This window comes from Sporolactobacillus shoreae, assembly GCF_004684935.1.
Taxonomy (GTDB): domain Bacteria; phylum Bacillota; class Bacilli; order Bacillales; family Sporolactobacillaceae; genus Sporolactobacillus; species Sporolactobacillus shoreae.
Genome location: NZ_SRJD01000004.1, coordinates 30,952 through 43,591 on the forward strand (window position 1 = coordinate 30,952; position 12,640 = coordinate 43,591).

The following is a 12,640-nucleotide window of genomic DNA, read 5'->3' on the forward strand; positions in this document are numbered from 1 at the left end:
AGGAATGGGAATATCTAGGTTTGCTCAACGGTCTGCTTTTTTATTTGGCGCGTTTATTTTATTAATTGGAGTCCTTTCAGGATGTGGCGGCGCAGCCTCAAACAGTGCGGGATCGAAAATTAATGTTGTCGCTGCGGAGGACTTTTATGGGGAAGTAGCCAGGGCGGTAGGCGGAAATCATGTACATGTTACTTCAATCATTAATAGTCCGAACATAGATCCGCATGATTATGAGCCGACGACGGGGACTGCGGAAGCAGTGAGCCAGGCAAAACTGGTTGTGTATAACGGCATCGGCTACGACGGATGGATGGATAATCTAGCCACTGGCCACAGCAATCAGACAGTCGTCCGCGTCGGTGAGGACTTGTTAAATAAAAAGGACGGGGTTAATGAACATCTCTGGTATCAGCCGGAGACCATGCCGAAGCTGGCGGAGGATCTGGCCGGAAAATTGGCGAAAATCGATCCGAAGCATGCCGCTGAATACAGGGAAAACGCCGTCAAATATATTGATAGTATCAAATCGATTAAAGATGAAATTGAAAAGCTGAGCAAAAAGTCGGACGGTAAACGGGTGGATGTTTCCGAACCGGTATTTGACTATGCGCTGACTGCCATGGGCTATAAAGTGGCGAATAACCATTTTGAAGTTGCCGTAGAACAGGGATCGGACCCTTCACCGAAAGACATTGCGGACATGCAGAAGGACATCAAAGAAAAGCGGATCGCGTTCCTGGTCAGCAATACTCAGGCAATCAGTCCGACTGTGAAAAACATGATGACTTTAGCTGAAAAATATGGCGTTCCGGTGATCAAGGTGACTGAGACCCTGCCCACGGGAAAGGACTACAAAAACTGGATGATGGATCAGCTGAAGCAAATTGAATCGATACAGAACAGGTAGTAATGAATGGATCATGCGCCGAAGTATTTCAAGCTTGACAAAGCAAATCGAAATAATTACTATTTATCAAAGTGACATGTTTTTATATCTAGGATACGACTTTGTTGATTTACATATAGATTGCGAGATTCAGAGAAGTTCAAATGCCAGTGAGGGAGGTTTTTCGATGCTTCATAGAGTCCGGGTCAGTCATCTTCAGGTAAGTTTTAATGGGGAAGAAGTACTGAACGATCTTTCTTTTGATGTTTCCGCAGGTGAAATGTTTGCCGTTATCGGACCGAACGGAGCAGGAAAATCCACTTTGCTGAAATCCATTCTAGGATTAATCCAGCCTCAGAATGGAAGAATAGTGCTTGACGACGAGAGTAAGACAGTTGTCGGGTATGTGCCGCAATCGCGTGTTATTGATGATGAAACGCCGATCAGCGCCAGGGATTTTGTTTCACTCGGACAGCTTTCCGGATTCTTCCCGTGGCCTTCCATGCAGGAGAGAAAAGTATTGAGGGAGATCATGAGTTTCACAGATACGGACCGTTTTGCCAGGAAACCCATCGGTAAATTGTCCGGCGGAGAACGCCAACGTGTTTTTCTGGCGCAGGCACTTGTGCGTCATCCGGATTTGCTGCTTCTGGATGAATCCACAGCGAATCTTGATCCGGACGCCCAGGAGCGGATGATGGAGCTTGTTCAGAAAGCAGCAAGCGACTGGGGTGTTTCCGTAATTTTTATCAGCCATGATCTGGAGCTGGTCAGAAAATATGCGGATCGCGTTCTGCTTATGTCGCGTGGCTTTTACAAAACCGGAACGAAGCAGGAGATACTTAACGATCAGGCCATGCTGAAAAACGTTTATCAGTCCATATCCTCTGAAGCGGATGGGGCTCTTCAGCAAAAATCTCCATCGGCGGGGCTGTCTCTTTCGGCTTCTCCAAGGTAATGGTCTTCGGCAATTTAAGAAACCGTTGGGGTCATGACCTATCGGTTGTGTCATTTTTTGGAGGGAAAAAGATGTTTCAATATGATTTCATGCAGCACGCCTTTATAGCTGGAACGCTGATTGCGGTCATGTGCGGGGTGATCGGCGTTTTTATTGTCGCCAGGTCTCTTTCTTTTATCGCACATACTCTTTCACATATTGGCTTTGCCGGCGCAGCTTTTGCCGCTTACGCGGGTATTGATCCGCTGGCCGGGTTGCTCGCTTTTACTCTCCTGGGTGCGCTTGGCGTCGGGCAGATGGGTGTCCGAATGTTCCGCAGGGACGCTTCAATCAGCGTAATTCTCAGTCTCGCGCTTGCTCTCGGAATTTTATTTTTGTCGTTGGGGAACGTCCAGGGCAATTACTCCAGAACCCTGCTTTTTGGCAGTGTTGTCGGCATTGATTTGCAGGATATCTGGCTTATTGTCGTTATTACCATCTTCGTGATCCTTGTTCTCGGCGCCGGATATCGTTGGCTCAAGTTCGACTCGTTTGATCAGGTCGGGGCTGAGGCCGCGGGGCTTCCGATCCGCTGGATTTCCATCGGTTTTCTGCTGCTGATGGCCGTTGCCGTCAGCGCCACAGTCCAGATTGTCGGCGCGCTGCTCGTTTTCGCCTTGATGACCGTCCCCGCTGCTGCGGCAAGGTTCTTTACCCAGTCAATTTTTGGGATGATCCTGCTCTCTTCACTGATTGCCATACTGGGCGTCTGGTTCGGCCTCACCGCCGGTTATTATACCAATGCCCCGGTCAGCTTTTTTATTGTTGCGTTTGATGCGGCCGTCTATTTTATAGGCATGGCTTTTCAAGCGATTATAAGAAGACGCCGTGGCGCTGAAACAGCGTAATCTTTGCTTCAGCTTCTGAATAGAAAAAGAACTCCAATGCGGAGTTCTTTTTCATTATGATTTACTTTTTCACTTCCGTAAAGTAGCTCCAGCCCTCTTCCTGATAGAGTTTTTTCTCCTTCATCAGTTTTCCGAGTGCTTTCTTGAAATCGCCTTTGCTGATTGAAAATTGATTTCTGATGTCCTCGGGCAGGCTTTTGTCTGAAAAAGGCATGGCCCCGCCACGGCCTTCCATGTAGTGAAGGATGGCGGCGGTATGCTCATCAATCAATTCGTAGCTTCTCGGATGCATTGACAGATTGATCGATCCGTCTTCTTTCACATCAATCACCCGGCCGTGTATCACCTGCCCGACGCGAATCCTCCCGTTCGTTTCTTTCTGGTGAAGAAATCCGAGAAACCCGTCATCTGTGATGAAATGCGCGCCTTCGAGCAGTAGCCGATAAACCGTTGCGTCGACATCTTTGTTAAGCATTTCCCCAGATGCGGGAACGGAAATAACATTCATGATCGACTCATCGGCGAGCTTTGCAAAGAGACGGTCCTTTTTATCCAGTTTCAGGCTGACGTAAACCTTGTCGCCCGCTTCCGGCCAGTCTGGCCACTCGTCAGGAAGATCATCCTTCGACAGCAGTATGTCTTTATTGATGCCGATATCGACAAACACACCGTATTTTTTATGCATTGAAACGGCGGTCGCCCAGTTGTACATGCCCAGCCGGACGTCCGGAATGTTCATAGTGGCAGCCAGTCTGCCCTGATGGTCCTGATACAGGAAAACCTTCAAGGGCGCTTGCTCGTCGACAGGTCCGGCGGCATCATTTTCGTGAAGCAGTATCTCCTGTTTGCCATCGGTCAGAAAATAGCCGAATGGCGCTTTATGTGAAAAATTGAGGGTGACTACAGTCCCCGCTTTCAGCTCGTCCAAATTTATGCCTTCTTTCCCCGATCCGGTTTCCCGAGTCAGGGTCCGGAATCAGCGCTTATTCCTTATTATAGCATGCCACACCGGGATTCAAAAAACGCTTCTTGCCTACTCAGATCCCTTTAAAATACATATGATGAGTATGTCAATAGGTGAAGACTTCTAAACGAATGAATACGATTACAAAAAATCATTATTTCATAATATCGTAACAATTTAAACTTCAAATGTGCTGTGTTAAAATGAATCTACAAGAAAACCGTAAGACAATCATTTGTTTTCAGGTCAAACAATCGATTGATGGGGAGCGATGTACAGTGTCAGCCTTTGAACTGAATACGTTAAGTCGAACGAATCCCTGGCAAGGTTTCTCCGGACTGAATCTTGCTTACATTGATGAACAGTATGACAAATATCTTGATGACCCGGCAACAGTGGATAAGACTCTGAAAAAACTTTTTGACAAACTGGGAAGACCAAAAGACAGCAGCGTACCGCCAGATTTCCGAAATGAACAAACATACAGCTCTGCGGAAAGCGAATTTGAGTTGTCCCAGGTTGTTGGCGCCGTACGCCTCGCGGAACGTATTCGGGCATACGGTCATCTGCTTGCCCATGTCAATCCGCTGCGCAATCATCATGTGATTGAAACACATTTAATGGATCTGGCTTCTTTTAATCTTTCGCCCAGAAAAATGAAAGCGATTCCATCAAAGGTCATCTGGCCGGCCGCACCGGATCGTGTGCGAAACGCATTGGATGTGGTCAATTATCTGCGAAATCTCTATTCACGGTCGCTGGCGTATGAGTTTTCCCATGTACAGGATCTGGATGAAAAAAAGTGGCTGAACAGTGCGGTTGAAAGCGAACGTTTCCAGTATGTGTGTACCGACCTTGAAAAAAAGGATCTTTTAAAGGAACTCGTCAAGGTAGAAACCTTTGAACGATTCCTTCATAAAACCTTCGTCGGGCAGAAACGCTTCTCGATCGAAGGGCTGGATGTGCTGGTGCCGATGCTGGATAAGCTGATCCAATACAGCGTGGGAGACGGGGCGAAACGGGTCATGATCAGTATGGCTCACCGCGGCAGGCTGAGTGTTCTCGCACATATTCTGGGCAAACCTTACGAAAAAATTCTTGCGGAATTCGTCCACGCTCCGATCAAAAGCATGGTGCCTTCGGAAGGATCGAAGGGGATCAATTACGGATGGACAGGCGACGTTAAATACCATTTGGGCGCGGCCCGGTCCATTGAAGACAGCCATAAAAAATATTTACTTCAGTACACGGAGGAGAATGAGGGAAAAGAGTCTGAATTTCAGGTGCGCCTGACCTTGGCCAATAACCCGAGCCATCTGGAGGCTGTCGATCCCGTCATTGAAGGCTATGCCCGCGCGGCTCAGGATGACCGGAGGGTGAAAGGCTTTCCTGTCCAGAATACAGAAAAAGCGGTGCCGATTATGATCCATGGCGACGCGGCTTTCCCAGGGGAAGGGGTCGTCGCGGAAACGCTCAATCTGAGCAGACTGAAGGGTTTCAATACGGGGGGCACCATTCACATTATCGCAAACAATCAGCTTGGATTTACTACGGATCAGGAGGACGAGCGTTCGACCGCCTACGCCAGTGATCTCGCCAAGGGATTTGAAATCCCAATCGTCCATGTTAACGCGGACGATCCGGAAGCGTGCCTGAGCGCAATCACGCTTGCTTATGAATATCGGAAAAAATTTGGCAAAGACTTTCTGATCGATTTGTGCGGTTACAGGCGTTACGGGCACAATGAGTCGGATGACCCTTCGGCGACGCAGCCGCTTCTTTATCAGATTATCCGGAATCATCCGACCGTCAGCGATATTTATCTGAAGAAACTGGAGAAAGAAAAGCTAGTCGGGGAAGATGTAGTATCACGGTATAAAATTCACCTGACGGATAAGTTTCAGGCGATCTATAATGCATCACGCGATAAAGAAAAAGATCTTAAAGAAGTGCCCTTTCCCAAAAAGCTGGCCGAACCGCTCAGCCATATTCAGACAAAAGTTCCGGTTGACGAGCTCCGGGAATTGAACGATGAGCTACTTGACTGGCCCGAAGATCTGCGTGTATATCCGAAACTGGCAAAAATTCTGAGGCGTCGGGAAACAGCGCTGAATGCCGGGCATAAAATTGACTGGGGAACAGGGGAATCCCTTGCGTTCGCTTCGATTCTCCACGACGGCACGCCGATCCGCTTTACCGGACAGGACGTGGAGCGCGGGACATTCGCCCACCGTCACGCGGTGCTTCACGATGTGGCGACGGGAGCCCGCTATACGCCATATCATCATATGAAAAATGTGAATGTGTCTTTTGACATTCACAACAGTCCTCTTTCCGAAACAGCGGTGATCGGTTTTGAGTACGGGTACAATGTTTTCGCTCCCGAAACACTGGTTCTCTGGGAAGCACAGTTCGGCGACTTTGCCAATGTCGGCCAGGTCATGTTCGATCAGTTTGTGACGGCGGGCCGCGCCAAATGGGGGCAAAAGTCAGGGCTTGTCATTTTGCTTCCTCATGGCTATGAAGGCATGGGGCCGGAACACTCCAGCGGACGTCTGGAACGATTTTTGCAGCTGTCGGCGGAAAATAACTGGGTGGTGGCCAACCTCACCACTCCCGCCCAGTACTTCCACATTTTGCGCCGGCAGGCGGCCATTCTCAACACGGACCTGGTCCGGCCGCTTGTAATTATGTCGCCCAAGAGCCTGCTCCGGCATCCGAAAGCGACTTCAATTCCGGCAGATCTGTCTGACGGCTGTTTCAAGAGTGTGCTTGAAGAGCCACTGACTTCCGGTGCACCGGAAAAAGTGGAGCGTGTGGCACTCTGCAGTGGAAAAGTCGCCGTGGATCTAGCGGTGGAAATTGAGTCCCTGAATGAGAACCTGGATTGGCTGAAAATCCTGCGTGTCGAGGAACTTTACCCATTTCCGGAACAGGAGATCAAAGGCCTTCTGAGCCGATATCCGCAGCTGAAAGAAATTGTATGGCTGCAGGAAGAACCGAAAAATATGGGTGCGTGGAATTACATCGAGCCTCATATCCGTTCCGCTAGTCCCGAAGGCGTCCGGTTGAATTATATCGGGCGGCCGGAGCGGTCGAGCACGGCGACCGGAGAACCGAAATTTCACAAGCTGGAACAAAAAAGGATTATCGCTGAAACTTTGCATAGAAATTGAAAATAGATTGTTTGCGATTCGGGAGGGGATCAGGATGATTGAAGTCAAAGTGCCGGAACTTGCAGAGTCAATTACAGAAGGAACCATTGTCAGGTGGCTGGTCGATGTCGGAAATCAGGTCAATCAGGGTGACGACATCGCCGAAATTGAAACAGACAAGGTCAATATCCAGATCAGTGCCGAACACGCGGGTGTTTTGAAAAAGATTGAGAAAAATGTGGATGACACGGTCGAAGTCGGTGAAGTCATTGCGCTGCTCGATGATGAGAACGCTGAAAAGGGGGAAGCGGCTGGCGGCGCATCTTCTTCTGAAATTGAAAAAATTGATCCTGCTGAAAAGGTACCGGAGACCCCGGCACCGGCGAGTAAAATTGCTTCCCCCGCCGCGAGAAAACTGGCCAGGGAAAAAGGAATTGATCTGGATACCGTGCAGACAAATGATCCGCTCGGGCGCATCCGTGCAGAGGACATTGCTCGGCAAACTGAAAAGCCAATAACTTATGAAGACACGTCGATTCCGGATGAATTGGCAGAGGCTGATCCGGAAAAACCAGTGGAACGCATCAAAATGACACGCCGCCGCCAGACCATTGCCAGCAAATTGGTCGCTGCGCAGCATGAAGCGGCAATGCTCACCACTTTTAATGAAGTCGATCTGACTGCGATCATGGCCGTGCGCAACCGGCGCAAGGAAGCTTTCGTGCAGGCGCACGATGTCAAGCTGGGTTTCATGTCTTTCTTTACCAAAGCAGTCGTCGGCGCGCTGAAAAATTTTCCACTACTCAATGCGGAAATCAGCGGCACAGACATTCTGGTCAAAAAGTTTTATGATATCGGCATCGCTGTAGCTACCGATCAGGGGCTGGTTGTTCCAGTCGTCCGCGGTGCCGACCGGCTGAACTTCGCGGAAATTGAGCGGTCGATCAAAGACCTTGCTGTCAAAGCGCGGACGAACAAGCTGACACTGAGCGATCTGCAGGGCGGGACTTTCACAATTACAAACGGCGGGACATTTGGATCGCTGCTCTCCACACCGATTATCAACGCACCACAGGTTGGTATTCTCGGGATGCATGGTATCAAAAAGCGTCCGATAGCCGTGGAGACGCCTGAAGGAGATAAAATTGAAATTCGCCCGATGATGTATATCGCGTTGTCCTACGACCACAGGATTGTGGACGGCAGTGAAGCAGTCCGTTTTCTCGTGACAGTCAAGAAGCTGCTGGAAGACCCTGAGACGCTTCTTCTTGAAAGCTGAGGCCAAAAATCAAGTGTTTCAGAAAAAGGCGAAAACATGGGGTTTCTGTCACATTTTCTAATATGTATGATTTTTGTCACACAAATCGTACAAAAATAAGAAATTATCGAGTATAATTAGTTAAGAAAAAATTAAGTGCGAAAAGGCGACATGTCGATTGGCGCTAGCCTTTAAACAAAGGTGTGATTAGTGTGGAAAATGCGGCAGACCTCGAACAGGCACAGATGAACAATACGACGATGTTCTCTGAACAGAACCTGAACGCCATAAAGTCGATCATGAGTGTGACCGACTTTAAGAAAGACTCAAACATTTACTGGGAAGGCGACCCTTCCGACAAACTCTATTATTTGATCAAAGGCCGCGTGAAACTTTACAAATCGGCTTATGACGGAAAAGACCTTGTGCTCCATTACTTTACACCGAATGATCTGTTCGGCGAGCTGGCATGCTTTGGCTTTGAGGAGTACTCATTTACGGCGCACGCGGTGACAAACTGCACGATTGGTGTTGTTGCTGAAAGGGACCTGGAAGCTCTGCTCCTGCCGAACTCAAGCCTGTCCTTCGAATTTATGAAATGGATCGGACTGATGAGCAAGTATACACAGATCAAGCTGCGCGACCTTCTCTTTTACGGGAAAAACGGTGCGCTCGCTTCAACACTTTTGCGCATGGCGCACGGATATGGGAAAAAAGAAGCGGACGGGATCCATTATTCGATCAATCTGACAAACTCCGATCTTGCGCAGCTGATCGGTTCCACACGCGAAACGGTGAATCGTATGCTGCAGGCGTGGAAGAACGACGGGGCGATCAATTATTATCATGGTTCGATCGTGATCAAAGACGTGGATTATATCAAGGCGATCTGCCACTGCGAGGACAAATGCCCGATGAATATCTGCCGTCTGTGATATGTGAAAAGCTTCAGAGCGACTTTCGGGAAACCGGCAAAGCCGCTCTTTTTGTTATTGACTCTGCTAAACGTGTCTGCTCTTTTTCGCTCTATGTGCTTGCTTTCCGCGTGAGTGGCCGGGGACTTCTGAAGACCGATTTCTCTCCCTTAACGACCGATTTTTGCCGCTAAAGACCGATTTCTATCGATCAAGCAAGGAACGATTTTTTAGTGTTGAGCACAAAAAGAACGCTGACAGGGATTTTTTCACTGTCAGCGTTCTTTTTATCTATTCACTGCTGTTGTTGCTGTTGCTGAAAGCCGATTTCTTCTTTGACAGCCTTATAAGCGGCATCCAGATTGCGAATGCGGCGGATCAGCTCGAAATTTTTATTGATCCTGTCCTGAATGATTGCTGAAACGACCGTGTGATAATAGCTGTTCAATGTCTGATTCGGTGAAAAGCGGTCGCTGTTTTTATTGATCTGCAGACGCAGCGTCTCTTTGAAGTAGTCGACACTAAATAAATTTGAATCCATTGATTTCACTCCTTGCGCGATTAGTTATTGTTGAACTATATGCTAACTAATGATTGTCCATTCGTTCTCTCCGCCGTGGACCTGTGTAAACATTTCGGCTATTTTACTGATCAGCTTCCGGACCTCTTCATCAGGCATGGAAGGGCGGAGATAGACGATCTGAAGCGCGTTTTCCGTCTGCTCTGTGACACAGGTGCGTCTGGAGTCGACGATCGGGCTTCCGAATACCCCTACACTGTCTGCCGAAACGATTTTATCTTCCATATTCATCACTCTGCCGTTCAATCCGTCATACTCGTCTTTAGCGGTGCCGACAGTGATTCGGACAGGGGTGCGGACGTGGTCAAGATCATAAATTCCGAGGGGAATGCTGAACTGGACGCTGAAGAAATTGTTCAGGTCCACGGCCGAATGAATCATGTGCGGCTGCCCATCTTTCTTTATCTTTCTCAGCAAGGCCTCCTGAGAGGGGCGGTATCGCGACGGATCGGTCCCCACCTTTTTAAAGACTGACCGCCATTCCTTCACGCCCGGAATCTCGCCGAACGGCTGGCTTTCCAATGACAGTTGTATGCTTTCATAAAAGAGCGGGAGCCTGTCTGCAATCATTGGGGGCATCTCTGAAATAACAATATGATGATAACAGATGACGCCCGCTTTGAAATCCGGGACCAGACTTTTCAGTTTTGTTGAGACAGAAAGATCAAGCATGACGCGCCTCCCGATAATTATTCTACCTACAGTTTACCATATACAGGCCGTCAGGTTCCGATTTCTGTAAGGGGTGATTAAGCGAATTTAAAGTAGCTTTAAACGAACGAATGTTCTATAATAAAAGTAAAGTCATACTGAAAATGAACCGAAAAAAAAGGAGATCGGATAATGATTCAAAGAAACTATCTGTCTGTTTCCGGCATTGATACGCCGGCAGGTCCGCTGACTCTTGCTTCATATGACAAGCAGTTATGCCATATTGATTTCGGAACGCTGAACGAAACGAAGGATCATTTGATACAATGGGCAAAATCCGTCGGTCTTCCGGTTGAAATCAGGGAGAGCGAAGACGATCTGGCGGATGCTGTGGATCAAATCCGTGGCTACTTCTCAGGTGAAAGGACATCATTCGATCTGAATCTGATGATGAAGGGGACCCTGTTTCAGAAAAAAGTCTGGACCGCGCTGGCGCACATCCCTTACGGGGAAACCAAAACTTATAAAGAAATTGCGCTTGCGGTCGGGAATCAGAAGGCTGTTCGGGCAGTGGGCGGAGCCAACAATAAAAATCCGCTTCCGATTGTCATTCCGTGCCATCGGGTCATTGGCTCCGATGGGTCACTGATCGGATACGGCGGAGGGCTGGACAAAAAACGTCTGATGCTGCATCTGGAGAAAGCAGAGACTGTAATGGAATAAAATATTTCCCTGATCCCAAACCCGAAGCCACGCCTGCATGAAACGACCATATCAGGCATACATGTAAAGCAATGGCTGGCTGGAAAGCGGGGGATTGGAATGGATTGGCAGGAAGCCTTCCGGGGGCACGTCCGTGCTCTGGCTGAGTGGTGGGTGAATCAGGAGGAACGCACCGGCCTGATCCTCGCACCTGATGAGCATGCGCGATTTTTGAGAAAAAGCCAGATGTTTCAGGACAACCAGGCGGAAGTTGAAAAAACGGTGGTTCGCGCCAAATTAAAACAGGTGAAAATGAAACGGGAAGACCGCGTGATTGATTATCAGCTGCACTGCCAGTGGCTGATCCGGCAGGAAGGGAAGTTCTACCTTGAAGAAAAGATAGAGGAGAGACAGGCTGTCCTGCGTGGAGAGAATGTTGTTTCCGACCGGATGACTATCATTTTGAACCCTGGGAAACCGGTTGAACCATTGAATTTCGCCGATGACCCCCTTGACGGGCTGCGCGGCAAACAGCGTAGGTACGACAGACGTAAAGCGGTTCGTTATGCAGAACTCTGGTGGAATCAGAGAAATCCGAGCTTTGTTCATGTGGAAAATGACTGCACAAATTTTATTTCGCAATGCCTCTTTGCCGGTGATATTCCGGTTTGGGGGCAGCCGGTCCGCGGTAGAGGCTGGTGGCACGCACCAACCAACTGGAGTTTCAGCTGGGCCGTTGCCAACAGTTTCCGCTGGTATCTGAGCCGGAGCGGCAATATCATCGGTGCGACTGAGGCGGATCATGCCTGGAAGCTGGTTCCCGGAGATGTCATTTGCTATGATTTTGAGGGGGACGGCCACTGGAATCATAACACAATCGTCACCGCTCTGGATCCGTCAGGCCAGCCACTGGTTAATGCGCATACGTATGACGCGCGGAACCGAAACTGGACCTACACCGATTCGCCCGCCTGGACAAAAAAAATCCAGTATAAATTTTTTCATATCGAGGATGAGGCATGAACTATCTTCGAATGTGATATAATGAAGAAGCTTTTTTTTGAGATTTGGAACAAAGACGGCCGCCGTTATGGCCGCTTTTTAGCGCTTAGAACTATTTTAAGGAAATTCTAAAACTTGCCTGATCAGGCAGGGCGGATAAAATTCAGAGGTGCTCAGGATCATGAGTATTCATGTTGTTCTTTACCAGCCACAGATCCCGCCGAATACAGGAAATATTGCCCGGACGTGCGCCGGTACGCACAGTTCGCTGCATCTGATCCGGCCGCTTGGCTTTTCAACGGATGACCGGCATCTGAAACGCGCCGGCCTGGACTACTGGCCATCGGTTGATCTTCACTATTACGATTCGCTGGAAGACTTTTTTGAAAAGCATCCGCAGGGTGAATACTACCTTGTGGAAACAGATGGTAGCCGGCCGTACAGTGACTATGACTATAGTGATCCTGAAAAAGATTATTTCTTCTTTTTCGGGCGCGAGACGACTGGACTTCCTAAAGATTTCATTGCTACATACAGTGACCGCTGCGTCCGCCTGCCTATGACAGATAAGATTCGTTCCCTCAATTTATCAAACTCGGCCGCGATCATGATTTATGAAGCGCTGCGCCAGCAGCAGTTTCCGGACCTTACCTGAGATTTGTCCGGGGCAAGCTTAAATCCGG

At 48.8% G+C, this 12,640-nt stretch carries 12 protein-coding genes; 9 read left to right on the plus strand and 3 right to left on the minus strand.

Features of this window, described 5'->3' with window-relative positions; translation table 11 throughout:
• The first annotated feature begins 4 nt into the window (after nt 1–4).
• The 3 genes from E4665_RS04925 to E4665_RS04935 all read left to right on the plus strand — a co-directional run bounded on the left by E4665_RS04925 (nt 5) and on the right by E4665_RS04935 (nt 2,731).
• Nucleotides 5–907: a metal ABC transporter solute-binding protein gene (locus tag E4665_RS04925; RefSeq protein ID WP_135347688.1), complete on the plus strand. Its 903-nt coding sequence runs from the start codon at nt 5–7 to the stop codon at nt 905–907.
• Between the two features lie 166 nt (nt 908–1,073).
• Complete coding sequence (locus tag E4665_RS04930; protein ID WP_135347689.1) at nt 1,074–1,844, plus strand: metal ABC transporter ATP-binding protein; 771 nt, start codon at nt 1,074–1,076, stop codon at nt 1,842–1,844.
• Between the two features lie 71 nt (nt 1,845–1,915).
• Nucleotides 1,916–2,731 carry a metal ABC transporter permease gene (locus E4665_RS04935; protein WP_135347690.1) on the plus strand — a complete coding sequence of 272 codons (816 nt, stop codon included), beginning with the start codon at nt 1,916–1,918 and terminating at the stop codon, nt 2,729–2,731.
• Between the two features lie 61 nt (nt 2,732–2,792).
• Here the strand turns inward: E4665_RS04935 and E4665_RS04940 are convergent, their stop codons facing one another.
• Nucleotides 2,793–3,659 (minus strand): CvfB family protein, encoded by an 867-nt coding sequence (locus E4665_RS04940; protein ID WP_135347691.1) that lies wholly within the window; start codon nt 3,657–3,659, stop codon nt 2,793–2,795.
• A 314-nt stretch (nt 3,660–3,973) separates the two neighbouring features.
• On the opposite strand from E4665_RS04940, the gene E4665_RS04945 reads away from it, so the two are divergent.
• The 3 genes from E4665_RS04945 to E4665_RS04955 all read left to right on the plus strand — a co-directional run bounded on the left by E4665_RS04945 (nt 3,974) and on the right by E4665_RS04955 (nt 9,043).
• Nucleotides 3,974–6,871 carry a 2-oxoglutarate dehydrogenase E1 component gene (locus E4665_RS04945; RefSeq protein ID WP_135347692.1) on the plus strand — a complete coding sequence of 966 codons (2,898 nt, stop codon included), beginning with the start codon at nt 3,974–3,976 and terminating at the stop codon, nt 6,869–6,871.
• 34 nt (nt 6,872–6,905) lie between these two features.
• Nucleotides 6,906–8,129 carry a 2-oxoglutarate dehydrogenase complex dihydrolipoyllysine-residue succinyltransferase gene (gene odhB / locus E4665_RS04950; protein ID WP_135347693.1) on the plus strand — a complete coding sequence of 408 codons (1,224 nt, stop codon included), beginning with the start codon at nt 6,906–6,908 and terminating at the stop codon, nt 8,127–8,129.
• Between the two features lie 191 nt (nt 8,130–8,320).
• Nucleotides 8,321–9,043, plus strand: coding sequence for a Crp/Fnr family transcriptional regulator (locus E4665_RS04955; protein WP_241654688.1), 723 nt, complete (start codon nt 8,321–8,323; stop codon nt 9,041–9,043).
• Between the two features lie 274 nt (nt 9,044–9,317).
• On the opposite strand, the gene yvfG is transcribed toward E4665_RS04955, so the two are convergent.
• Both yvfG and E4665_RS04965 read right to left on the minus strand, forming a co-directional pair.
• Nucleotides 9,318–9,563, minus strand: coding sequence for a protein YvfG (gene yvfG, locus E4665_RS04960; RefSeq protein ID WP_135347694.1), 246 nt, complete (start codon nt 9,561–9,563; stop codon nt 9,318–9,320).
• A 42-nt stretch (nt 9,564–9,605) separates the two neighbouring features.
• The gene (locus E4665_RS04965) at nt 9,606–10,274 is read right to left on the minus strand and encodes a B3/B4 domain-containing protein (RefSeq protein ID WP_135347695.1); all 669 of its coding nucleotides are present in this window, start codon (nt 10,272–10,274) and stop codon (nt 9,606–9,608) included.
• Between the two features lie 171 nt (nt 10,275–10,445).
• Here E4665_RS04965 and E4665_RS04970 point away from each other — a divergent pair, with 171 nt between their 5' ends.
• From E4665_RS04970 to trmL, 3 genes are all read left to right on the plus strand, one after another.
• Entirely contained in the window at nt 10,446–10,976 is a 531-nt protein-coding gene (locus tag E4665_RS04970; protein WP_135347696.1) for a methylated-DNA--[protein]-cysteine S-methyltransferase, read from the plus strand.
• A 99-nt stretch (nt 10,977–11,075) separates the two neighbouring features.
• Nucleotides 11,076–11,978 carry an amidase domain-containing protein gene (locus E4665_RS04975; protein ID WP_135347697.1) on the plus strand — a complete coding sequence of 301 codons (903 nt, stop codon included), beginning with the start codon at nt 11,076–11,078 and terminating at the stop codon, nt 11,976–11,978.
• A 160-nt stretch (nt 11,979–12,138) separates the two neighbouring features.
• The gene (gene trmL / locus E4665_RS04980) at nt 12,139–12,612 is read left to right on the plus strand and encodes a tRNA (uridine(34)/cytosine(34)/5-carboxymethylaminomethyluridine(34)-2'-O)-methyltransferase TrmL (protein ID WP_135347698.1); all 474 of its coding nucleotides are present in this window, start codon (nt 12,139–12,141) and stop codon (nt 12,610–12,612) included.
• Nucleotides 12,613–12,640 lie beyond the last annotated feature (28 nt).